Source organism: Candidatus Laterigemmans baculatus (genome assembly GCF_010367455.1).
Lineage (GTDB): Bacteria > Planctomycetota > Planctomycetia > Pirellulales > Pirellulaceae > Laterigemmans > Laterigemmans baculatus.
In genome coordinates this window covers 60,112-84,199 of sequence record NZ_WRPR01000023.1, presented here as the reverse complement: position 1 = coordinate 84,199, position 24,088 = coordinate 60,112, and the positions used below count along the sequence as shown (strand labels likewise).

The window sequence follows — 24,088 nt, the reverse complement described above, 5'->3', positions numbered from 1 at the left end:
GGCTAGGAGTGGGGCGGGAAACGATTGCCTGCCCCTGTGGCCGGGAACCCGCCCTCCGGGAGCCCGCTTGCAGCGGGCGCCTCACGCCGCCAACGGGGGGCGGGTACATGTATCGGTCCACCGGATAGGGAGAGTGGAAACGTGGAGATCACTGAAGTCCGCATCAAGCTGATGGAAGCGTCCGAGGATCGTCTGCGTGCGTTCTGCTCGATCACCTTCGATCACTGCTTCGTCGTTCGCGATCTGAAGATCATCGACGGCGTGCACGGTCCATTCGTGGCGATGCCGAGCCGCAAATTGACTGGCCATTGTCCACGGTGCGGGCACAAGAACCACCTCCGCTCGCTGTACTGCAACCAGTGCGGTGTGAAGCTGCGCGCGTCGGCCGACGCCGACGCCGAGTCGCCTCAGAAGCTGTACGCCGACGTGGCCCACCCGATCAACAGCTCGTGTCGCGAGATGATTCAAAAAGCGGTGATCGAGGAGCTCGATCGCGAGCTGGCCCGGGCCGGCGAACCGGGCTATCGCTCTCGCTACGACGACGAATTCTCAGGCTCCGATGCTGGGCCGGAGTCCGAAGGGGACGAAAGCCTCGAACAGCCCCCCACCGCGGCGCCTCCCCGGCCGCACTTCGACCGCGGTGCCGCTGCCGATGCGAAGCGGGACTCGTCGTCCGGAGCGGCTGGCCGAAGCGATTCAGCAAATCGTGACGAAGACGACAGCTTCGGAGCGGGAATTTTCTAGCGCCGCGGAGCCATAGTCGCCTTTCGCTCCGCGAAAGTAGCGTCTGCAAGCTGCTTTTGCGGAGTGAAAGGCGACTACCCGCAACTTGTGCGGAGCGAAGAGCGACTTTGCGATTCTTTCGCGGAGCGAAAGGCGACTATGGCGGAGTGAAGGGCCGACTATGCGTTACTTTCGCGGAGCGAAAGGGGACGATCCGCTTCCTCCGCATCGCCGTCGGCTTCTTCGGCGCTGTCATCCCAACCGTCGCCGCGAGTGATCGTCCGTCGATTCACCGGTGCCGCCGGTTCCGGTTGGCTCGCTTCGGGCTCGATGCCTTGCCGCGATTCCCATTCAGCGACCGAGATGATGACCTCTCGCGCCTGCGAGCCGTTGTACTCGCCGACAATCCCGTCTTCGGCCATGAAGTCGATCAGGCGAGCGGCCCGGCCATAGCCGATCCCCAGGGCGCGTTGCAGGAGCGAGCAACTGCCGCGACCTTCGCGGACGACGACATCGATCGCACTTTCGTACAGGTCGTCGCGTTTTTTCAGCGCCAGTGGTCCGCTGGCTTCCTCTTCCTCGCCCTGAGCGACCTTCAGGTTCATCAGCTCGCCGACGAAGTTTTGCTCGCCCATACTGCAGTGGTTGCAGACGCGATCGATTTCGTCGTCCGACAAGTACGTCCCTTGCCCCCGCAACAGCGTGCTGGTGCCCGGCCAGAGGAACAGCATGTCGCCGTTTCCCAGCAGTTTGTCGGCTCCGTTTTCATCGAGCACGACCCGGCTGTCGGTGCGGCTGGCGACCTGGAACGAAATCCGGGCCGGCAGGTTGCTCTTGATCAACCCGGTGATCACGTCGACGGTCGGTTTTTGGGTGGCCAGGATCAAGTGGATACCGACGGCTCGGCTCTTTTGCGCCAAGCGAATGATGTGCTGCTCGACCTCTTTGCCCGCCGTCATCATCAAGTCGGCCATCTCGTCGGCGACGATCACGATGAACGGCAGGTGATCGGCGACGCCCTGAGCCTGTTCGGGGTCCTCGATGCCCAAGCGGCGAATGAGCTCCTCCCGCCCCAGCTCGTTGTAGCTGGCGATATGTCGAACGCCGACCTGGGCCAGCAGGCTGTACCGCTCCTCCATCTTGTCGACGGCCCAGGCGAGGATCGCTTCGGCCTTCTTCATGTCGGTGACGACCGGATGCATTAGGTGCGGCAACCGACCGTAGCCCGACAGTTCGACCATTTTGGGGTCGATCATCAGCATCCGAACTTCGTCGGGCCGACGCGTCATCAGGATCGACGAGATGATGGCGTTGAGACAGACACTCTTACCGGTACCGGTCCGGCCCGCGATCAGGAGGTGCGGCATCGAGGCGAGGTCGACGGTGAGCGAGTTGCCCGAGACGTCTTTGCCGAGGAAGATCGGGATCTTCATTTTTCGCGCCGCCGCGCCGCACTCTTCGATCACTTCGCGCAAGCGGACGACCTGCCGAGTCTCGTTCGGAACTTCGATCCCGACAGTGTTTTTGCCCGGAATCGGGGCTACGATCCGGACGCTGGGGACGCGGAGCGCGATCGCCAAATCGTCGGCCAACCCAGTGATCTTGCTGAGCCGCAGCCCGGCTTCGAGTTCGACCTCGTACTGGGCGATCACCGGACCGGTCTCGATTTCGACGACGCGGATATTGAAGCCAAAATTCTTGAACGTCTGCTCCAGGATCGTCGCCTTGCGGCGGACTTCTTTGGCTTGATCCTCGTAGCAGATCTCGTCCGACTCGATCAGCATGTCGATTGGCGGGAGGACGTAATCGTCGGCATCGGCAGGCAGCTCGTCTTGCAACGAATCGTACAACTGCTGCCGCTCGTCCTTGCGTTTCGCCGGGTTGCGAATCTTCAGCTCCGTGCTCGAGTGCTCCTCGTCCTGGCGGATTTTCTTCGTCTCGTCGGCCATCTCGACATCGCGGTAGTCGGTTGCCTCGACATCGTCCTCCTCCGCCCCCGGATCATCGGCGACACTCGACACCGGTGAGGTCGCTTCGGCCGAGGCAGCCGCTTCATCTTCGTCGCGGCCGTTGCCACCGAGCCCCAGTGCCCCGGCGACCTTGCTCGTGACGCTGGCGACGAACGAGGGAGTTTCCGCGGGCGATTCGTCCTCGGGGAGCGCGGCGACGACCATCGGTGGGCCATCGTCCAAATGCTTGCCGCGGATGCGGATTGCCGGATGCTCGAGCGGAGCGGCGTCGCTTGCCGGTTCGCCAGGCAGCTGAACTCCTTCCTCGACATCGGTGATCCGCCGACGCGGAAGAGCAGCAGCAGCTCCCCGCGCTCGCTTGAGCCCGCCGATCGAGGCCGCCGCCCCTCGAGCGAGCACCTTGTGGCCCAGGTGGATCAAGAGGTAGTCGGTCGACAACAACAACCCAAACGCCAGCAGCGTGAGGGTCAGAATCCAACTCCCAGCGCTGGCAAAATGATCCCCCAACCAAATGCTGGTCATTGCCCCGAGCCAACCGCCGGCACCGACGACCGGGAGCCCCGACGCCGTGGCTCCGCTGAGCGACGCGGCGGTCACCATCGCGATCAGGACCAGCGTCCAGCCGAGCGAGCGGAGCAGCGGAGCTTCCACCGATCCCTTGGTGAGGATGATTCCGGCGGTCATCGCCAGGAGGCCGACGACCAATACCGCCCCAACGCCCAGCCCCGAGAGCAGGGCGCTGCTGACCAGTGCGCCCCAGTACCCGCAGGCGTTGGCGATCGCGGCGGAACTCGGGTGGACGAGCGCATCGGGCAGGTACAGCAGGTCGAGCGGCCAGACCGGCGCATCGACCGGGTCTGCCGGATCTTGGGTGACGAGGGAGACGGCGAGGAACAACGCGAGCGCCCCCAGGGCAATCCCCCCCAGGTCGCGTCGCCGCCCCCGTTGCGGATCGGCCAATGGAAACTCCGTCGCACTGGTGGCTGGACGTGCCGGGACCACTTCCTCCCGAAGCGATCGCAGTCGGGTAAACTCGACCCCTCCGTGGTCTTCGTCTCTCTTGTTTCGACGCTTGCGGTCCCCCAGGGGCAAGAAATTCAGCAGCCCCCCCCACGAACGATTCGACCGCACTAACCCACAATTCCGTTGGAAAGGGCGCCTCGGTACGATGGCGTTGCAAGTCCTATCAGCCGCCGGGCGCTAGCCCCCGGTTCTCGAATATGCCGTGAGAACCGAATGCTAGCGCGTGGCGGCTGATGCGGTGTCTCAGTTAGTCCACCCTTCCCGAATACGGCGCCACAACCGGACGCGAGTTAGCGACCCAATCGTGAATTCACTCCCTTCGCACAGTGCACCCAGCGACGTCGTCTATTTGAGCGTTGCCGATGAGCGGGCCAACACGGCGACCCATGCGCTGGGCTTCGTTCTGAGTCTCGTCGCCGCGGTTTATCTGGCCCAGCAGACAGCGGCCGAATCGCTGGGGTTCACCGTCTCCTGCACGGTGTTCGCGATTTCGATGGCCGCGGTGTATCTCTTTTCGACGCTTTCCCACGCCGTCTACGAGCCGCTGTGGAGACACCGAATGCGAGCCTGGGATCAGGGGGTCATTTACACCCTGATCGCCGGCACCTACACCCCATTTATTTGGGTCTGCAGCCCCGCCGGCTGGCGCTCGGCGATTCTCCTGGCGGTCTGGCTGGCGGCGGCGATCGGCTTTTACTCCAAAGTGCTGGCCGCCCACCGGGTCAACGGAATCTCGACCGTCACTTACGTCCTGCTCGGCTGGCTTCCGGCGATTCCGCTGGTCCCGCGGACGCCCACGATCTGTTTGCTGTGGATGCTCGCCGGCGGAGTCGCCTACACGGCAGGGATCTTGTTTCTCCGGCTCGACGGCCGCTATCGCTACTTTCATGCGATGTGGCATCTGATGGTGATCGCCGGCTCGGCCTGCCACTTCATCGCGATCCAGTATCTGGTTGAGTATGCCAGTACGTCAGGCATGCCAGGCTGACTCTCCCCGTACGTCCCACCTCACCCTCCCCCCGGGAGGGTGAGGTTGAAGTCGAGCACCGCTTCGCTGAGCACGAGCACGGGCACGATGGGGAATTTGTCAGGCCTGGAAAGGCTTGCGTACGCGTTCTACCTCACCAGCCCGGCTTCGATGTCGAGTTCGAGATCGGCGTAGTCGCCGCGGCGGAGTTTCTCGAGCGCGATCGCCCCCATGACGGCGTTGTCGGTGCAGAGTTCCGGCGGGGCGACGAGCAGCTCGAACCCGTCGCTGTCGGCGGCCTGCTGCATCGCTTCGCGAAAGCGGCGGTTCGCGGCGACGCCACCACCGACGCACAGCCGTCCGTGCCCGGTATGGCGAACGGCCTTTCGCGATTTTGCGACCAAGCAGTCGACGACCGCTTGCTCGAACGAAGCGCACAGGTCGGCGAGCTCGGTGGGAGTCAGCTCGAGCTGCGAAAAATCTTGCTTTCCCGGACCGACCAAAGCGTAGCGGACGGCCGTCTTCAGGCCGCTGAAGCTGAAATTAAAGTGGTCTTCGTGAATCATCGAGCGGGGGAAGGCGTACCGCGCAGGATCGCCTCCGGCCGCCGCGCGGGAGACTTCCGGCCCCCCCGGGTAAGGCAAGCCGACCATCGCAGCGACTTTGTCGAACGCTTCGCCGGCGGCATCGTCGATCGTCCCGCCGAGCGTGGTCAACTCGAGCGGCCCAGCGCAATCGTACAGCGTCGTATGCCCGCCGCTGACGACGAGTCCGACGCAGGGATAGATGTCGCGACCGGCCGCCATTCGGCAAGCGTAGATGTGGGCATGCAGGTGGTTGACCGCCAGCAGCGGTTTACCCCACGCGACAGAGAGCATTTTCGCTGCCGTGAGCCCCACGAGCAGCGAGCCGGCCAACCCCGGCGCGTTGGCGACGGCGATCGCGTCGATCGCCGCGCTGTCCAATCCGGCTTGGCGGAGCGCCTGGTCGATGACCGGCAGAATCCGCTCGACGTGAGCTCGTGCGGCGAGCTCCGGCACGACTCCACGGAATTGGCGATGGAGTTCCTCCTGGCTGGCCAAGGCCGCGCCAAGCACGTCTCCCTCGCCGCTAATCACGGCGGCGGCGGTTTCGTCGCAGGTCGATTCGATGGTGAGCAGATGCATCAGTCGTTGAATTATGCCGGGAGCGATAGAGTGTAGCGGGGGAGACCTACGCCAAAAATGCGGCTTCGGCTATAACCTGTCCTGAGACCTTTGCCCATGCCCGATCCCCCCCAGCTGCCGTGCTCGATCCTGATTTTTCCAAAGCGCTGGCCGACGCCGGCTTCGAAATCCCCACCGAACAAGCTGAGAAGCTCGAGTTGTACGCTCGCGTGCTCTGGCGGTGGAACGAACAATTGAACCTGACGCGGCACACCGATTGGAATCTGTTCGTCAACCGCGACCTGCGGGATTGCCTGCAGTTGGCTCCGTTGATCGATGCCGGCGAGGAGGTTCTCGACTTGGGCAGCGGGGGCGGGGTCCCCGGAATCCCGCTCGCCATTCTTCGCCCGGATGTCGATGTCTCGCTGGCCGAGTCGGTGGGCAAGCGGGCCAACGTGCTGAACTCGATCGTCCAGGAGTTGAACCTGCCGGTGCCGGTCTACGCGGCCCGCGGCGAGGAGCTGCTGGAGGACTTTCGCTTCTCGACGATCGTCTCGCGGGCCGTCGGTTCGATCGAGAAATTCTGCGGCTGGATCAAACCGCATTGGCCGGCGGTAGGCCGGCTGCTATTGATCAAAGGTCCGCGGTGGGTCGAAGAGCGGGGAACCGCCCGCCATACGGGTGCCCTGGCCGGATTGCAGATGCGGCGCGCGGCGACCTACCCGCTGGGGGACGGCGAGCACGAAGGAGTTATTCTGCAAATCTGGCCCGAGTCGTCGACGTAGCGTCGCTTTCTATTCCACTCCAATTCTCGCCCTCACCGGCTATGTCTGATTATAACCTCACGCACCTGAAACAGCTTGAATCGGAAAGCATCCACATCATTCGTGAGGTGGTCGCCGAGTTTCAAAACCCGGTCATGCTTTATTCGGTCGGCAAGGATTCGTCGGTCATGGTTCAGCTGGCGCTCAAAGCGTTCGCTCCGGCCAAGCCGCCGTTCCCGCTGTTGCATGTCGACACGACCTACAAATTCCGCGAGATGATCCAGTTCCGCGACACGTATGTCCGCGAGGAGCTGGGGCTGGAGTTGCTGACGCACACCAACCACGAGGGGCTCGCGCTCAACATCTACCCCTGGGTGGACAGCGACCGGCACACGGCGCTGATGAAGACCGACGCGCTCAAGCAAGCCCTGAACAAGTACGGCTTCGATGCCGCCTTTGGAGGTGCCCGGCGGGACGAGGAGAAGAGCCGAGCCAAGGAACGCATCTTCAGCTTCCGCGACCGCAGCCACCGCTGGGATCCGAAGAACCAGCGACCCGAGCTGTGGAACTTGTACAACACGCGGGTCAATAAAGGCGAATCGATCCGCGTCTTTCCGCTCTCCAACTGGACCGAACTCGATGTGTGGCAGTACATCCACTTGGAGAAAATCCCGATCGTGCCGCTCTATTTCGCGGACGAGCGAAAGGTGATCGAGCGGGAGGGGACGTTGATCCTCCGCGACGACGATCGCATGCCGCTGCTGCCGGGAGAGCGGGAAGAGGTTCGGCGAGTGCGGTTTCGGACCCTGGGCTGCTATCCGCTGACCGGGGCGGTCGAATCCAACGCTACGACGCTGCCAGAGATCATCCAAGAGATGCTGTTGACCAAGACCAGCGAACGGCAGGGGCGGGTCATCGATAAGGACGCCGGCGGGGCTGGCATGGAACAGAAAAAACGGGAAGGCTACTTCTGATATGTCGCATCAATCGGAACTCATCGCGACCGACATCGACGCCTACTTGGCCCAGCACGAGCGCAAGCAGCTGCTGCGTTTCATCACCTGCGGCAGCGTCGACGATGGCAAAAGCACCCTGATCGGGCGGCTGCTCTACGACAGCAAAATGCTGTACGAGGACCAGTTGGCTCAGATCGAGGCCGAATCGAAAACCCAAGGGACGACCGGCGGGCGGTTTGACCCGGCGCTGGTCACCGACGGGCTGCGGGCCGAGCGCGAGCAAGGGATCACGATCGACGTCGCCTATCGCTATTTCAGCACCGCGCGGCGGAAATTCATCATCGCCGACACCCCGGGGCATGAGCAGTACACGCGGAATATGGTCACCGGGGCCAGCACGGCGGACCTGGCCGTGATCCTGATCGACGCCCGTCACGGCGTGCTGACGCAAACCCGCCGACACAGCTTCATCGTCTCGCTGCTGGGAATCCGGCACGTGGTGATCGCGGTCAATAAGATGGATCTGGTCGATTTCAGCGAGGAGCGGTTCGAGGAGATCTGCGCCGACTACCGCGCCTTCGCCACGCGGCTCGATCTGCCCGACCTGCACTTCATCCCGATCAGCGCCCTCGACGGGGACAACGTCGTCGACCCGAGCGCCAAATCCCCCTGGTACAAAGGGGGAACGCTGATGAACCTGCTCGAGACGGTCTACATCGGTTCGGACCGCAACCTCCGCGACTTCCGGCTGCCGGTCCAGTACGTCAATCGCCCGAACCTCGATTTCCGCGGGTTCTGCGGCACGATCGCTTCGGGGATCGTTCGCCCCGGTGACGAGGTGATGGTCCTGCCGAGCCGGCAGAAGACGAAGGTCAAACGGATCGTCACCTTCGACGGCGATCTAGAAGAAGCCTTTGCCCCGCTCTCGGTGACGCTGACGCTCGCCGATGAAGTCGACGCCAGCCGCGGCGACATGATCGTCCGCTCGGGAAACCTGCCCAAAACGACCGACACGCTCGAAGCGATCGTCGTCTGGATGGACCAGCAAGCGATGGTTCCCGGAAAGAACTATCTGTTCAAGCAGACGACGCAGACGGTCCCCGGCACGATCGACACGCTGCGGTACCGGATCGACGTCAACACGCTGCACCGCGGCCCCGCCCCGACGCTCGAGCTGAACGAGATCGGCCGCTGCCGGTTGTCGCTCGGCGCGCCGCTGCACGTCGACGCCTACCGGGCCAATCCGGGCACCGGCTCGTTCATCATCATCGACCGGATCACGAATGTGACGGTCGGTGCGGGCATGGTTCTCGAGCGGGGCGAAGAATCGAAATCGACCGCGCTCTGGGAAGAGGACCTGGCCGCCGGCAGCGAGACGTCGGAGCTGGCCAGCGACGTGACCGGCGAAGAGCGGCAAGCTCGCTTCGGCCAACGCCCGTTGACCGTGCTGTTCACCGGGCTGACCGGAAGCGGCAAGACGACGTTGGCCCGAGCGGTCGAGCGGCGGTTGTTCGACGAAGGCCGCGCGGTGGCGGTTCTCGATGGCTCGTGGGTCCGCCGCGGCTTGAGCCGCGATCTGGGCTACACGGCCGAGGATCGCAGCGAAAACCTTCGCCGCTCAGCCCACCTGGCGCATCTCCTGAACGACGCCGGGTTGATCTGCTTGGCGGCCTTCGTGGCGCCCGATGAGTCGGTGCGTCAGAAAGTGGCCGCCGTGATCGGTGAAGAGCGATTTCTGGTGGTCCACGTTTCGACTCCGGTCGAGGTCTGCCGCACTCGCGACGAATCGGGACAATACGCCAAAGCCGACGCCGGTGAATTGCCGAATTTCCCCGGAGTCACCGCTTCGTACGATTCCCCGGAATCGCCCGCCCTGACCTTGGACCTCGCGGAGCTCTCCTTGGCCAAGGCGGTCGATCGCGTCGTGGAAATGATCGACGAGCGGTCGGTTTCCTGACAACTCTTCCCCTTCCTCAAATCCCGGTTTGCTTCTATATTCCGGGATTCCTGAACGTCCACTGCTACCCCCGGAGACCGGGAAAGAACCATGGCAAAAGCCAAAGCGAAGACCAAGATCAAGACCCACAAGGGGACCAAGAAACGGTTCCGGCTGTCGGCCACTGGCAAAGCCATGCACCGTCAGAGCGGCACCAGCCACTTGGCCCAGGGGCTGTCGAAGAAGCGGCGGCGGAATCTCCGCGGTACCACGTCGGTCGACTCCGTCATGGAACCGATGATCCACGCCGCCCTGAACGGCTACAGCAACTGATCGGACTGCGTCGGCCGCTCCACGGGCGCGGCGGACACCTGTGTAACGAGTATTGGTATTTCCCTCCCAGACGCCTGGGCAAGAACGGCGAATCCGAGCTGCACGCCGAGTGCGGTCGATTCGTGGCCTGAGTCGTCACAGCATCTGCCGGAGAAGCAAAGATGCGTACTACTACCGGTGCCGCACGGCGGCAATCGAAGAAGCGTTTATTCAAGCGAGCCAAGGGTTACGTCGGCGGACGCCGCAAGCTGCTGCGAAGCGTCAAGGAAACGACGCTCCGCGCCGGCGTGTTTGCCTATCGCGACCGCCGCGTCAAGAAACGCGAATTCCGCAAGCTGTGGATCACCCGCTTGAGCGCCGCCTGCCGGATGCGCGGCCTCCGCTACAGCCAGTTCATCGACGGGCTGAATCGGGCGGGTCTCGAACTCGACCGCAAGACGCTCTCGGAAATGGCGATCCACAACCCGGCTGACTTCGACGTCGTCTTCGCCAAGGTCCAAGAAGCGCTGGCCGCCAAGGCGTAATTCGCCCGCGGCGCAACCGAAATCAGATAACGAATCATGCCCTCGCCAATCCGCGAGGGCATTTTTTATGGTCGCCTTTCGCTCCGCGAAAGCCGCGCCGACGCGCTACTTTCGCGGAGCGAAAGGCGACTATGTTTCGGACGTATTACACCGCTGCGGCTTCGAGCTGCTGCTGGAATTGCTCGAACAGGTAGTGGCTGTCGTGCGGTCCCGAAGCCGATTCCGGGTGGTACTGGACGCCAAACATCGCCGCTTCACGGTGCCGCAGGCCAGCGATGGTGTCATCGTTCAGATTGCGGTGAGTGACTTCGAGCACCTCGGGAAGCGATTTTTCATCGACCGCAAAGCCGTGGTTCTGCGTGGTGATCTCGACCTTGCCAGTCTCGAGGTTCATCACCGGCTGGTTCACACCGCGGTGGCCGAACTTGAGCTTGAACGTCTCGCCGCCGCAGGCCAGGGCCAACAGCTGGTGGCCGAGGCAGATCCCGAAGATCGGAGTCTTGCCGAGCAGTTCGCGGATCGTCTCGTGCGCGTAGGTCAGCGGCTCGGGGTCCCCGGGGCCGTTGGAGAGGAACACGCCATCGGGTTCCGCGGCCAGGATCTCTTCAGCCGAGGACGAACCGGGCATGACCGTCACGCGGTTGCCGCGAGAGCGGAAATGCCGGGGAATATTCCACTTCATCCCAAAGTCGAGGCAGACGACGTGGGGACCTCGGCCCTCGGGCGTTTTTCCGGCCGGAACCGTCGTCCACTCGTCGAGCCGATGGTCCCAGATGATCGGCGCCTCGGGCATCACTTCCCGGACCAGATCGCGGCCGACGAGCCCGGGGCTCTGCTTGGCTTTGGCGACCAGGCTCTCGTCATCCAGATCGACCGTCGAAATCACTCCTCGCATCGCTCCTTCGCTGCGGATCCGGCGGACCAAGGCGCGGGTGTCGATGTCGGCAAGCCCGACGATGTTGTGCGAGCGAAGGAAGTCGGCCAGCGAGCCTTCCGCCCGGTGGTTGCTGAACCGCCGGCTGTCGTGCCGAACAATGAAGCCCGAGAGCGACGGGGCGGCATGCTCGATGTCAGCAGCGTTGACACCGTAGTTGCCGATTTCGGGATAGGTCATCGTGACGATCTGACCGCGATAGCTCGGGTCGGTCAGGATCTCCTGATAACCGGTCATGGCGGTATTGAAGACGACCTCACCGAAAACTTCGCCCTCGGCACCAAACGAGGTACCGGTGAACACAGAACCATCTTCGAGGGCTAGCTTGGCGGGTCGAGGCGTTGCAGTCGGCATAGGTCCGTCGTACGGGGGGGACCCGGTGGCTACGAACCGCGGCCCCTCCGCTGCTCGCTTCCGGCGTCACATCAAGGCTAAACAGCAGGCCCCAGACGGACAAGGGACCCACCGCCGCAGAGGCGGAGGATTACTTGGCCCGATCGCCCTCGAAATCGCCCAGATCGACTCCCTCCTGCTGCGAAAAGTCGCCGAAGTCGTCGCCGAAACCTTCACCGCCGGCCGCCTCACCGCTGGGAAACCCGGCGTCGTCTCCGAAGCCCGCCCCGGCATCCTCGGCAAAAACTTCTTCCCCTTCGGCTTCGGCGATTTCTCCTTCCTCGGCCGGCGGCTCAGCGGCGGCCAATGCCTTCTTCTGGCGGCTCGTCTCGACGAACGAAACGATCGGGATCGCCAGCACGATCCCCAACAGCAAGAGTAACCATGGCAGGAAGCTGATCGATAACACAGGCCGATGCCTCGAGACGCGAATTCAGAGCCAGAGAAGAGAGGAAGCCGAGCGAACCACTGTAGTTTCGGCGGTGGCTGAAAACAAATCCTCGCCCCATCGGCTGATCCGTTTTCGCCCTCTATAGTCAAGCCCGCTGATCCCAACCGCGTCGTTCCTTCTTGCTCCCTGCCGCGCATGTCCGCTCCCGACCTGGCCGCAGCCCTGGCGAACCGCAAGGCCGAAATCCGTCGCGCGGCTCACGCCGCCCGCCAACGGTTGCCCGGCAAGGACGAGCTGAGTCGCAAAATTATCGATCGCTTGCTGGCCAGCGACGTCTACCAGGCCGCTGCGACCGTGCTGTTTTACGTCGACGTCCGCGACGAAGTCCGCACGCAGGCGGTCCTGGCCTCGGCCGTTAACTCCGGGAAACAAATTGCGATCCCTTACTGCGTCGACGACCAGCTGCGGCTGTTCCCCCTTGCCTCGATGGACGAGCTCGAGCCGCTGACCTACGGCATTCTCGAACCGCGAGAGGAGCTGCGTGGGCTGGCTGAGAAGCGGCTCGACGCCGAGCAGCTCGACCTGATCCTCGTCCCGGGGTTGGCGTTCGATCGCGACGGAGGGCGAATCGGATACGGCAAAGGGTACTACGACCGCTTGCTGGCCACGGCCCGCCGCGACGCGGTGCTGGTCGCGCTCGCCTACGACTGCCAGATCTTCGACGCGATTCCGATGCAGCCGCACGACGTCTACATGGACTTGGTGATCACCGAGTCTGCCGTTCACTCGGGGCGCGGCCGCCGCAGCTGAGGCCCGCCGCTCCACCGACTTCCGCCACCCGCTCCCCAGGGGCTCGCCCGATGCCATCGCCGTCCACTTCGTCGTCCCGCGGGTCGAAACGCCAAGCCGCCACCGGGCACTGCCTGGGAGCTCACATGTCGGTCGCCGGAGGGCTTCACAAAGCCATCGAAGCCGCCGCCAAACTCGACATGGGAACGGTGCAGATATTCACGAAAAACAACAACCAGTGGGTCTGCAAGCCGCTCGCGGCCGAGCAGATCGAGGTTTGGCGGAGCACGCTCGAGGAGCACGGTTTGGTTTCGCCGATCGCCCATGCTTCGTACCTGATCAACCTGGCTGCCCCGGCCGAGGAGCTTTGGGAGAAGTCGGTCGAGGCGTTGGTCGTCGAGTGGCAGCGGGCCGAGGCGCTGCAGTTGGAAGGCTTGGTCGTGCATCCCGGCGCTTTCACCACCAGCAGCGAACCGGAAGGGCTGGAACGGATCGCCGTGGGAGTCCGTCGCGCGATCGAAGCGGTCGAACCCAAGTACTGCCGGCTGCTGCTCGAGAACACCGCGGGCCAGGGTTCGTGCCTGGGGCACACCTTTGCCCAGCTCGGCTGGCTGCTCGAGCGGATCGACGGGGCGAAATCCCTCGGCATCTGCCTGGACACCTGCCACGCTTACGCGGCCGGCTACGCGATCAACGAGGCGGACCAGTTTGCCGCCATGCTTCGAGAGATCGACAGCGAATTGCCGCCGGGCTCGATTCGAGCGTTGCACCTGAACGACAGCAAGAAACCGCTCGGTTCTCGCGTCGACCGCCACGAGCACATCGGCCGCGGCGAGATTGGTCCCGAAGGGTTCCGCCTGGTGCTGGCCGATCCCCGGCTCGCAGCGCTCCCGGGCTACCTGGAGACGCCCAAGGGAACCGATCCAGAAACCGGCGAGGACTGGGACAAGGTCAACCTCGAACGGTTGCGGGAGATCGCCGCGGGGCAGTGAACGCCGGTGTCGGGAACGGGGGCGAGCCCAGATTATTCATCAGCCGCCGGGCGCTAGCCCCCGGTTCTCACAAACGCCCTTGAAACCGGACGCTAGGATCTGTCAGAAAACCCGGCGATTTCACTCTTTTGAGCCGTAGGCGCTAGCCTCGGGTGAGTCGTAGGCGCTAGCCTCGGGCCTCGCAGCCCCGAAATTTTCGCTGCAGCACCCGCGGCTAGCGCCGTCGGCTCAGGGTTTTCTGACAGAGCCTAGCCCGGTGGCGGATGATACCCCCCTCCTCTACGGCTGCATGTCGCCGGGGGCTCGTTTGCGGAGCTTGCGTTGCAGCGAGCGACGATGGATGCCGAGCCGCCGGGCGGCTTCGGAGATGTTGCCGCCACAATCGCTCAGCACGCGGTGAATGTGTTCCCATTCGGCTCGAGCGAGCGACGGGGCTCGGAAATCCGAACCGGAGGCATGGGGCAGGTTCGAGGCTTCGCCGCGGGCGAATGCCGTCAGGATCTCGTCGGCGTCGGCCGGCTTGCTGAGGAAGTTGACCGCTCCGGCACGGACCGCGTCGATCCCCGCGGCGATGCTCCCGAAACCGCTCAGCATCACGACTTGCGTCTCCGGTCGGCGGGCCTTGATCCGCTGCAACAGCTCCAGCCCCGAGGGGCCCGGCATCCGCATGTCGAGCACCGCGAGCTCGGTCGGCCGCTGCGAAAAGACGACCAGCGCTTCGTCGTAGGAGCCGGCGGTCTCGACGCGAAAGCCGCGTTGGCGGAACGCTTCGGCCAGACGGTCCCGCAGAACGACGGTGTCGTCGACGAGCAGAATGCTGTCGTAGCCTAAAGAGGCCGCGTCGTAGATCGGGCTCTCGCCCGTTTGGGCCTGGACCGGGTCGTCGGTGTTGAGGCGTTCGGTTTCGCTGACCATTCCACTCATTCCCTAATTCGATGACTCGTGACGTCGATGACTCGTGACGTCGATGACTGATGACGTCGATGACGGGGCAGGCTTACTCTATTATCGCTCACCGCCCCCTCGATGAGGAACCGCGACCGATCGTCACAGCTTCACCGCCATCGCCGCGTTGCTGCGGGTGAGGATACTGCAGGAGGATTTTGCTCGACGGGCGGGTCACGCTTCGGCGGCGACACTCTCGGCGGCTTCGCTCGTCGTGCCTCGCGGGAGCGTCACCGTCGCCTCGGTGCCGCGCCCGGGAAGACTGTCGAAGACCAGGCTTCCGCCGAGCCGTTTGATGACGTTGCGGGTGAGAAACAGTCCCAGCCCCATCCCTCGCCCCGGCTCCTTGGTCGTGAAGAAGGGTTCGCCGATGCGGTTGAGCACTTTTTCCGACATCCCTCCCCCGGAATCGCGGATCCGCAGCCGGACTACGTCGCCCGGAACTTCGGCGTCGAGCGTCACAATCGTGTCGTCCGGGCTGGCATCGAGCCCATTGTGGACGAGGTTCCGGATCGCCTGGGCGACCGCCTCGCGGGGCAACCAGAGAGGAACTTCCTCAGCCGCATCGATCGAGTCCGAGATTTCGACGCGATGCGGCTCGCGAATTCCCTCCAGCACCGAATCGATCAGCTCGCCCACGGTCATCCGGTCCCAGCGCTCGGCCGTGTAGTCCCCCGCGGCGGACCGCATCCGCGAGAGGATCGCCCGGCAGTGATGCAGCTGCGAGTTGACCAGTTGGAGATCCTCGCGGACCGACGACGGGACGTCGATCGCCTCGAGCTGTCGCCCCAGTTCGCGGGAGATCACCGCGATCGTCGACATCGGTGTGGCCAGTTCATGAGCAGCGCCGGCGGCCAGGGTCGAGAGTCCCTCGAGCTGCTGGCTGCGAGCCTGCTCCTCCTGAGCTGCACGCAACTCGCGCTCCCGTCGCGTCAGCTCCTCGGCCGTCCGAGTCACGAAATAGGTGACCACGAGCGCACAGGCTGAGAACGCCACGAACGCTCCGAACCGCCGGGTTTCGTCGCCGATGCTCGGCGACGAAACCTCGAGCACGTCGATCGGAGTGTAGCTGATCAACAGCCAGGCAAACCCCACGATCGCCAATCCGGCCAGAGTCCAGGCCCACCGCGGCTGCAGGATCACTCCGCCCACCGCCAAGTTGACGAAGTAAAAATAGGCGAACGGATTGTCGGCCCCTCCGGAGAAGTGGAGCATGCCGGTCAGCGTGAACAGATCGATGATCATCAGCGCCGCGGCCACCCGCGAGCTGGCTCCGTCGGCAAACCCCCGCTCAAACCCCCGCTCACTCGGTGCCTCGTCCCGCGGCTCCGCGGCTGCCAGTGCGGCCACGGGCGCTGCTTCCGCCTGCTCGGCCGAGACCGCCCGTTGCCCTCCGGTGGAGCCGCGAAGCCAGAGCCAGTAGGCGAGGTTCGTCCCGGCAGTCAACGCGACCAGGGCCAGCAGCTGGCGGATGGGCAACTGTTCGCCGAAGTAGTAGCTGACAACACCGATCGTCAGCAGCTGTCCGACGACGGCGAACCACCGCAACTGGAGCAACCAGTTCGAGGTTCCCAGCTCGGGACGAAACATCAGGAGCGGTGCGAACAGCCGCTGACCCCAGAGAGCGACGCTTCGAGGCGGCTCGGAAGCGGGCATTATCCAGCCTGGCGGCGGGCCAGTTGATCTCGCAGTTCCGCGGCCAGCTCGTACTGTTCGCTCTCGACCGCGTCGTCCAACTGTTCCTGGAGCGTGCGGCCGACGTCGTACTCTTTGCGGAGCGATTCGCGGAGCTCGACCAACCGAATCACCAGCTCATCGGTCTCGAATTGATCCTCGACTTCGTGTTCGACGAAGATCGTCCGGATCGCATCGAGTCCGTGGCTGACCGCTTGGATCGCTTCTTCCGGTCCGTTCTCTTCCAGTTCCGCCAGGGCCTCCGCTTGCGTGCGGTGGAACCACACGAAGGGTCGGTACTGTTCGTGCGAAGCGCTCCACTCCTCATCGGGCGAGTGCTGATGAGCCACCGCCATCAACTTCAGCGTATGGTCGGCGTCGATCACTGCTCGGCGGTAGTACTGCAGCCGCAACCAACAGATACGGCGGTGGTAATACTGCATGAATTCGCGGTCGACCTCGCTGCATTCCTCCTCGGTCAATTTGAACGAACCCTGCGCCTCGAGTTCGCGGTGGAGGAGATGATCGAGGTAGGTCGCAGCACCTTCGGGAGTGGTCCCGTCGGGACGGCCGCGCGTCTCGAGCTGGAGGATGCCCATGTCGACCCGCATTTGGATCACATCGCGACCATCGGTACCTTTGACAATCCGGACACTCAAGGTCTGGGGGTCAAATTTCCAATGTTTCAGTAATCGATCCAGGTGCAGATCGCGCTTCATGAGCTCACAGAGTTCGAGGAGCATGGGGAGAGCCAACCCCAAGTATATCTGCCGGCCGCGGATCGGAGAAGGATCGGAGGCGACCGCGAGCGGTCAATCGGAAAACGGCCGCCCGCGCAATCGTTTCTTCTCGCTTTGCTGACGCTTCGCATCCAGTCGCCGCAGCTTGCTTCCCTTCGTCGGGCGAGTGGCGATCCGCTTTCGTGGCGCAGTTTGACATTCGAGCAGCAAGTCGCGAAGTTTCTCTCGACAGTCTTCGAGGTTGCGAGGCTGACTGCGATACCGCTCGCTGTGCAGCACCAGCTCGCCCTCGTTGTTGATCCGCCCGGCAAAGCGACCTTCGACGCGCTGCCGCCAAGGTTCGGGCATCAACGAGTTGTCGCGAATCCGCCAGCGAAGCGTTACCTTCGAATTCACTTTGTTGACGTTCTGCCCGCCAGGGCCACCGCTCCGCGCAAAAGTTGTTTGCAGCTCCGCAGCCGGAATCGTCAATCGTCTGCTCACGTACAGGTCTTCCACTATGTTCCGTTCTGAGCGTTTGAGTTCTGCGTTCGCCGTCGTCGCGGTCGTCCTGTTACCGCTCGCCATCGTAACGCGCTCCCCGGCCGCCGATCAGCCGCCTGCCGTTAGGAGCGCTGCGGCGCCTGCCGATAGGAGCGCTGCGGCGGCAAAAGGTTCGCATTCCAATCGCGGTGGAGACGACTGGCCTTGCTTTCTGGGCCCCAACCACGACGGCACTTCCTCGGAAATCGGGATTCGCACCGATTGGTCTGGCGATCGGCTGCCGGTCCTGTGGACGCGCGAACTCGGCACCAGTTACGGAATCGGTTCGGTCGCCGACGGACGCTACTTTCAATTCGACCGCATCGAGGACGAGGAGCGATTGACGTGCCTGGATGCACGCACCGGCGAGGAAATCTGGAGCCACGGCCAGAGCGTCCAGTACGAGGACATGTATGGCTACAACAACGGCCCCCGCTCGAGTCCGGCGATCGACGGCGACGCGGTTTACACGATGGGAGTGGCTGGCCGGTTGACGTGCCGCAGCGTCTCCGATGGTGCACTTCGCTGGAGCGTCGACACCCACGACCGATACGGCGTCGTGCAAAACTTCTTCGGCGTTGGTTGCTCACCGCTGATCCACGGGAATGCCGTGATCGTGATGGTCGGCGGGAGCCCTCCCGAAGACCAGAACCTGCCGCCGGGAAGACTCGACCGGGTGATCCCCAACGGCTCGGCGCTCGTCGCTTTCGACAAGCAGACCGGGCAGGAGCTGTACCGAGTCGGCGAGTATTTGGCGAGCTACTCCACGCCGCGGCCCTTCCGCGTGGGCGACACGACATTGATCCTGGCGTTTGTCCGCGAGGGACTTTTGGCGATCGATCCCCAAACCGGTAAGGAAGCGTGGTTCGTCCCCTGGCGATCGCGGAAACTCGAAAGCGTCAACGGGGCGGTTCCGCTCGTCCGCGGCGACGAGATTTTGATCTCCGAATGTTATGAAATCGGTTCGCTTTTGCTCCGAGCCGGTCGCGATGGCTACGAGATCCTTCGCCAGGATCCGCGGAATCCTCGCCAGCAATCGTTCCGCGCCCACTGGGCCACGCCCATTCAAGTCGGCGGCGCGGTCTACGGGACCAGCGGCCGGAACGCTCCGGATAGCGACTTGCGGTGCATCGATTGGGAGACCGGTGAGCTGCGGTGGTCCGATCCCCGCCGCCAGCGGTCGTCGTTGCTCGGCGTCGATGGACATCTGGTCGTCCTCGACGAGCGAGGCACCCTGGAGCTGATCCGCGCCACGCCCGAAGCCTACGCGAGCGTCACCTCGATCGACCTCAGCCAGCCCCACCCGGCAGCCGGCGGCGAGCCGCTGCTGAGCTATCCCTGCTGGGCAGCGCCGATCCTCGCCCAAGGGCTGATGTACGTGCGGGGACCCGACCGAGTCGTCTGTTTTGAACTGATTCCCGGTGCCGCTGGAGAGTGAAAGAAGCAGCCCTTCGGTTCTCCTTGGGGAGCGGGGTCGGTTATTATCGGCGGATCTGTTGACTCGATCGGCGATCCCTCGAATGTCAGTTGATCCGCCCCATGAAGCCGTCCTGCACGCCCTCGTTGAACCACCAATTTCGCTCCGCCTTGCTGCTGCTCTGCGGATGGCTCGTCGCAGCTCCGGTCGGTGGGGCTGAACCGATTCGCGGAGCGGAGCCGCTCGTTCCCGAACCCGGCGACACGATCGTCATCATCGGCAACACTTTGGCTGAGCGGATGGGGATGTTCGGCTACTGGGAGCCGAAGCTGCACAGCCGCTTTCCTGAGCATCGGCTGACGGTTCGCAATCTCGGCTGGTCGGCCGACGAAGTCGCGCTGCGACCGCGCTCGAAAGATTTCGACCAGCACGGTCACGAGCTGAGCGACCACAAACCGGAGATCGTGATCGCGATGTACGGGCTGAACGAGTCGTTCGCCGGTCGCGAAGGTCTCGACGCGTTCCGCCGCGACTTGCAGCAGTTCATCAAGACCACAACTTCCACGGCCTACAACGGCAAGACGCCTCCCTTGCTGGTGCTCTGCTCGCCGATTCCCCACGAGGATCTCGGCCGCCGCGAGCTGCCCGACGGCGAACAGACCAACGCCAATATTGAACTCTACTCGGCGGCGATGCGCGAAGCGGCCGCTGCTTCGCCGCGGACGCTCTTCGTCGATCTGTACACGCCGATGCGTCCCCGCATGGCTGATCCGGCGACCGATCTGACGATCAACGGCATCCACTTGAACGACGCCGGCTACGAGCAGCTGGCCGAAGTGCTCGACCGAGGCTTGTTCGGAGAACCGCCGACATGGGAGGAAGCGAAACTCGCAAAGCTTCGCGAGGCGGTTCTCGAGCGGAACGAGCAGTTCTACTACGACTACCGCGCGGTCAACGGTTACTACATCTACGGTGGCCGCAAGAATCCGTACGGCGTCGTCAATTTTCCAGCCGAGTTCGCCAAGCTGCGAGCCATGATTGCTGTTCGCGACCAGCGGATCTGGGACCTCGCCGCCGGACGCCCGGTCAGCGCCGAGATCGACGACTCCGGCACGGGCGAACTGCCTGCGGTCGAGAGCAACGTCGCCGAAGCGGTCACGCACTCGACGCCGGAAGAGTCGCTGAAGAAATTCAAAGTTCCCGAAGGTTTTGAAGTCGAGCTGGTCGCTTCGGAAGTCGAGTTTCCCGACCTGCAGAATCCGGTGGCTTTCAAGTTCGACGAGCGCGGCCGGATCTGGGTCAGCACGATGCCGAGCTACCCGATGTATCTGCCGGGGACGCCGCCGGACGACAAGATCTTGATCCTAGAGGATTCCGACGGCGACGGCCGGATGGACAAGCAAACTGTCTTTGCCGATGGACTGCACCTGCCGATCGGCTTCGTGCTCGGCGACGGCGGCGTCTACGTCTCGCAGCAGCCCAATCTGGTGTTTCTCCAAGACACCGACGGCGACGACGTGGCGGATGTGCGGAAGACGATCCTGCACGGTTTTGACTCAGCCGATTCCCACCATTCGATCAGCGCCTTCACGTGGGGACCGGGCGGCGCGATGTACTTCCAGGAAGGGACGTTTCACCACACGCAGGTCGAGACGCCTCGCGGTCCCCGGCGAGTCAAGGACGCCGCGGTCTTTCGCTACGCGCCGCGGACCGAGGACTTCGAGATTTTCGTCTCCTATCCCTTCGCGAATCCTTGGGGACACTGCTTCGATCGCTGGGGTCAGAACTTCGTCGCCGATGCTTCGGGTGGAGCCAACTACTACGGCACCGCGTTCTCCGGCCAAGTCGTCTATCCCGACAAGCACCGCCGGATGGAAGCGTTCTTGGTCAAACAGTGGCGGCCGACCTGCGGCTGCTTGATGGTCAGCAGCCGAAACTTTCCCGACGAGATGCAGGGCAATTATCTGCTCAACAATACGATCGGCTTCCTCGGCACGCTGCAGTATCGCGTGCGGGACGACGGCAGCGGATTCAGCGCCGAGCCGGTCGAACCGCTGCTGAGCAGCACCGACACGAACTTCCGCCCAGTTGACCTCAGCTTTGGTCCCAACGGCGCGCTGTACTTGGTCGACTGGTTCAATCCCCTGATCGGTCACATGCAGCACAATCTCCGCGATCCGAAGCGAGACAAACATCACGGCCGGATCTGGCGGGTGCGATACACCCAGAAGCCGTTGCTCGAGCCGCCGCAGTTCGAAGGCGCGTCGCTCGATCAATTGGTCGAACTGCTCGGGGCCTACGAAGATGCGACGCGGCTGACCGCGCGAACGGTGCTGCGGACGCATCCCACCGAGGACGTGCTGGCGGCGCTCGAGCGTTGGCTGGACAAAGTCGAGCGTGAAGCAGCGGACCCGACCGCCGTCGAACACGCCCACCTCGAAGCGCTCTGGGTCCGCCAGCATCACGACGCGGTCGACCGCAAAGCGCTCGAGCGGGTGCTTCAGTCCCCCGATCCGCGTGCCCGCGCCGCGGCGACCCGCGTGCTCTGCTACTGGCGGGGGCAGGTCGACGATGCCGCGGATCTGTTGGTCCGTTCGGCCAGCGACGAACATCCGCGAGTTCGGCTCGAAGCGGTCCGCGCGGCCAGCTTCCTCGACGCCCCGGAAGGCCGCCGGGTCGTCGCCGCAGCGATGCAGAAACCACTCGATTACTACTTGAACTACACGATCGGCGAGACGACGACGACACTCGACCGCCGCGGGGGTTCGGAGTCTTCAGGGGCCGCGGACTTGAGCGAGCAGCTGGCGGAGAGCCAAGTGCCACAGCCGCAGCTCGTCTCGGTGATCCGTCTGGCCGCCCGCACGGCGACTCCCGTGCAACTCGGCAAGATCTTCGGCGGTGTCCTCGCCGGACCCTACGAGTCTCAGGTCAAAGCCGACGCGCTCGCCGAGCTGGCCGCCGCCGCGGCGACGCGGAAAGTGACGCCCGTGGTGGATGCCAATGCTCTGCTCGCTGCGTTCCGCTCGGCGGTTGCTGAGGGTCGTCCGGGACTGGCCGCGGAGCTCGCTCGAGTGGCCGGCGACTGGCAGGTCAGCGGCACCGAAGGGGCTCTGCAATCGGCCGCCTTCGACCCCGACACCGCGGGTGAAGTCATCCAAGCCTCGCTGACCGCCCTGACGCAGTTCAGCACTCCCACGGCGAGCGACAGCCTCAGCTCGCTCACCCGCCAGCCGATTCCGGTCCCGCTCCGGTTGCGTGCAGCCGCCGCGTTGGCCGCCAAGCGTTCGGGCCAAGCCAAACAGCTCTTCGTTTCGGCATTCAACGAAGGGACCGACGACTACGAGCTTGTTCGGCTGGTCGTCGCCGCTTACCTGGGCAAGCAGAACGGGGCCGCTGAGCTCGCCTCGGTGGTCAAGAACAGCCAGATCGATACCGACTCCGCCAAGCTGATCCTCCGCGCGATGTACGCTGCCGGAAACAGCGATGCGGAGCTGCTCGCCACGCTGCAAAAAGCGGCGGGAATCGACGGCCAGTCGAAAATGTCGGCCGAGGAAAAGCAGCAGCTGATTGCCCGGATCGAACGCGAAGGAGACCCGCACGCCGGCCAGTGGATCTACCGCCGCGAAGAACTCAACTGCATCAAATGCCACGCCCTCAGCGGAGCCGGGGGCCAAATCGGTCCCGACCTCAGCGGCGTCGGCGTGACCAGCCCGGTCGAATACCTGCTCGACAGCATCCTGCTCCCCTCCCAGCAGATCAAGGAAGCGTACGCGACGCTAAATGTGCTGACGGTCGATGGGTCGATCGTCCGCGGCGTCAAAGTCGACTCGGACGAAGAACGCTTGGTCCTCCGGGACGTGGAAGGCCGCGAGATCGTGATCGCGGCCGACGACATCGAAGCGGAAACGGAGGGCCCCTCGCTGATGCCCGAGGGACTGCATCACCTCATGACCGAGCGGGAGCTGATCGACGTCGTCGCCTTCCTTTCCGCCCTCGGCAAACCGGGGGACTTTGTCGTCAACTCCCGCCCCACGGTCCAGCGATTCGAGGTGCTCGCCGACCCGGCGGTCAAAAAACGACTCGCCGCGCTCGGTGAAGGGGAGCTCGAAGCTCAGCTCGACGCGATCGACGCGGCCGCGTGGCAACCCGCCTACGCGCTGGTCGATGGTCGACTGCCGACCACGGAACTCACAAAGGTCTCAAGCGATGCACCGGTGATCCTGCGAGGAACAATCGACGTCGTCGTCGGTGGACCCGTCGCTGTTCGCGTCGCTCCGGCCGAGAACCTGCAAGTCGTCCTCGCCGGCCAATCGCTCGCGCCCAACGGTTCGCAGACCACGAGCCTCAGCGAAGGCCGGCACCACGTGTACGTCGTCAGCGAGCAAGGCGAATTGCCGAAAGAGCTGACGGTCGAAGTCGTCCGCGGCAAAGACTCTGCCACGCAACTGACGATCGTCGGAGGAAACTGAAGAGAGGCGAGCGGCGAGGGCCCTGTGCCGGCGGCGCTCGCCCAACGCCATCTACTTTCGCGGATTTTTGTTATCAGCCGCAACGCGCTAGCGTCCGGTTCCTTGGGAACTGCAAAGAACCGGACGCTAGCGCGTGGCGGCTGATGGTCCAAAGTAGATGGCATTGGGCGCTCGCCGCGGGTGCTGCAGCGGAAACCCGGGCGTCACGACGCTAGGCTCTGTCAGAAAACTCCCTTTTGCCATTACCCTCCCCCCGGGAGGGTCGGGCTCTCAGGCCCGGGGAGGGCCCGCTGAATTTCGCCATGTGGAGGCTGTACGTCGCGCAACCCCCTCCCCGCTCGTTCCTCGCGACCCTCCCGGGGGGAGGGTGTCGTTACGGGTTTTCGGACAGAGGCTCGCGCCTACGGCTCAAAAATTTTCGTGGTTGCACCATCCCCCGCCGCTGGAGTATCCGAGTCCCGGGACTATTGGATCTGGACGG

General features: G+C 64.0%; 19 protein-coding genes. 11 read left to right on the top strand and 8 right to left on the bottom strand.

From position 1 onward, the window contains the following. Positions 1-141 precede the first annotated feature (141 nt). The gene (locus GNK13_RS04905; protein WP_164101329.1) at positions 142-744 is read left to right on the top strand and encodes a SpoVG family protein; all 603 of its coding nucleotides are present in this window, start codon (positions 142-144) and stop codon (positions 742-744) included. A 158-nt stretch (positions 745-902) separates the two neighbouring features. Here GNK13_RS04905 and GNK13_RS04900 read toward each other — a convergent pair whose 3' ends face one another. Then, entirely contained in the window at positions 903-3,653 is a 2,751-nt protein-coding gene (locus tag GNK13_RS04900) for an FtsK/SpoIIIE family DNA translocase (protein WP_164101328.1), read from the bottom strand. 367 nt (positions 3,654-4,020) lie between these two features. Here GNK13_RS04900 and trhA point away from each other — a divergent pair, with 367 nt between their 5' ends. Next, positions 4,021-4,704, top strand: a complete 684-nt coding sequence (gene trhA / locus GNK13_RS04895; protein WP_164101327.1) for a PAQR family membrane homeostasis protein TrhA — start codon at positions 4,021-4,023, stop codon at positions 4,702-4,704. A 128-nt stretch (positions 4,705-4,832) separates the two neighbouring features. Here trhA and tsaD read toward each other — a convergent pair whose 3' ends face one another. Next, positions 4,833-5,849, bottom strand: a complete 1,017-nt coding sequence (gene tsaD, locus GNK13_RS04890; protein ID WP_164101326.1) for a tRNA (adenosine(37)-N6)-threonylcarbamoyltransferase complex transferase subunit TsaD — start codon at positions 5,847-5,849, stop codon at positions 4,833-4,835. Positions 5,850-5,968: 119 nt separating this feature from the next. Here tsaD and rsmG point away from each other — a divergent pair, with 119 nt between their 5' ends. From rsmG to rplT, 5 genes are all read left to right on the top strand, one after another. After that, entirely contained in the window at positions 5,969-6,613 is a 645-nt protein-coding gene (gene rsmG / locus GNK13_RS04885) for a 16S rRNA (guanine(527)-N(7))-methyltransferase RsmG (RefSeq protein WP_164101325.1), read from the top strand. A gap of 41 nt (positions 6,614-6,654) precedes the next feature. Beyond that, entirely contained in the window at positions 6,655-7,566 is a 912-nt protein-coding gene (cysD, locus tag GNK13_RS04880) for a sulfate adenylyltransferase subunit CysD (protein WP_164101324.1), read from the top strand. A gap of 1 nt (position 7,567) precedes the next feature. Next, complete coding sequence (cysN, locus tag GNK13_RS04875; protein WP_164101323.1) at positions 7,568-9,505, top strand: sulfate adenylyltransferase subunit CysN; 1,938 nt, start codon at positions 7,568-7,570, stop codon at positions 9,503-9,505. Positions 9,506-9,595: 90 nt separating this feature from the next. Continuing rightward, a complete protein-coding gene (rpmI, locus tag GNK13_RS04870; RefSeq protein WP_164101322.1) occupies positions 9,596-9,817 on the top strand; it encodes a 50S ribosomal protein L35 in 222 nt (73 codons plus the stop codon). Between the two features lie 161 nt (positions 9,818-9,978). Then, positions 9,979-10,341 (top strand): 50S ribosomal protein L20, encoded by a 363-nt coding sequence (rplT, locus tag GNK13_RS04865; RefSeq protein WP_164101321.1) that lies wholly within the window; start codon positions 9,979-9,981, stop codon positions 10,339-10,341. A gap of 145 nt (positions 10,342-10,486) precedes the next feature. On the opposite strand, the gene carA is transcribed toward rplT, so the two are convergent. Further along, entirely contained in the window at positions 10,487-11,629 is a 1,143-nt protein-coding gene (gene carA / locus GNK13_RS04860) for a glutamine-hydrolyzing carbamoyl-phosphate synthase small subunit (RefSeq protein ID WP_164101320.1), read from the bottom strand. Between the two features lie 130 nt (positions 11,630-11,759). Next, positions 11,760-12,077, bottom strand: a complete 318-nt coding sequence (locus GNK13_RS04855; RefSeq protein ID WP_164101319.1) for a hypothetical protein — start codon at positions 12,075-12,077, stop codon at positions 11,760-11,762. A gap of 177 nt (positions 12,078-12,254) precedes the next feature. Between GNK13_RS04855 and GNK13_RS04850 the strand changes: the two genes are divergently transcribed. Beyond that, positions 12,255-12,869, top strand: a complete 615-nt coding sequence (locus GNK13_RS04850) for a 5-formyltetrahydrofolate cyclo-ligase (RefSeq protein WP_164101318.1) — start codon at positions 12,255-12,257, stop codon at positions 12,867-12,869. A gap of 50 nt (positions 12,870-12,919) precedes the next feature. Continuing rightward, positions 12,920-13,840, top strand: a complete 921-nt coding sequence (locus GNK13_RS04845) for a deoxyribonuclease IV (protein ID WP_235934779.1) — start codon at positions 12,920-12,922, stop codon at positions 13,838-13,840. 279 nt (positions 13,841-14,119) lie between these two features. Here GNK13_RS04845 and GNK13_RS04840 read toward each other — a convergent pair whose 3' ends face one another. From GNK13_RS04840 to arfB, 4 genes are all read right to left on the bottom strand, one after another. Continuing rightward, positions 14,120-14,755 (bottom strand): response regulator transcription factor, encoded by a 636-nt coding sequence (locus tag GNK13_RS04840; RefSeq protein ID WP_164101380.1) that lies wholly within the window; start codon positions 14,753-14,755, stop codon positions 14,120-14,122. A 204-nt stretch (positions 14,756-14,959) separates the two neighbouring features. Next, on the bottom strand, positions 14,960-16,441 hold the full coding sequence (locus GNK13_RS04835; RefSeq protein ID WP_164101317.1) for a sensor histidine kinase: 1,482 nt from the start codon (positions 16,439-16,441) through the stop codon (positions 14,960-14,962). Further along, on the bottom strand, positions 16,441-17,118 hold the full coding sequence (locus GNK13_RS04830; protein ID WP_235934778.1) for a UvrB/UvrC motif-containing protein: 678 nt from the start codon (positions 17,116-17,118) through the stop codon (positions 16,441-16,443). The genes GNK13_RS04835 and GNK13_RS04830 overlap by 1 nt, the downstream gene beginning before the upstream one ends. 153 nt (positions 17,119-17,271) lie before the next feature. Further along, positions 17,272-17,682, bottom strand: a complete 411-nt coding sequence (gene arfB, locus GNK13_RS04825; protein WP_235934777.1) for an alternative ribosome rescue aminoacyl-tRNA hydrolase ArfB — start codon at positions 17,680-17,682, stop codon at positions 17,272-17,274. A 16-nt stretch (positions 17,683-17,698) separates the two neighbouring features. Between arfB and GNK13_RS04820 the strand changes: the two genes are divergently transcribed. Then, positions 17,699-19,159 carry an outer membrane protein assembly factor BamB family protein gene (locus GNK13_RS04820; protein WP_164101314.1) on the top strand — a complete coding sequence of 487 codons (1,461 nt, stop codon included), beginning with the start codon at positions 17,699-17,701 and terminating at the stop codon, positions 19,157-19,159. A 101-nt stretch (positions 19,160-19,260) separates the two neighbouring features. After that, entirely contained in the window at positions 19,261-23,607 is a 4,347-nt protein-coding gene (locus GNK13_RS04815) for a PVC-type heme-binding CxxCH protein (RefSeq protein ID WP_164101313.1), read from the top strand. Positions 23,608-24,088 lie beyond the last annotated feature (481 nt).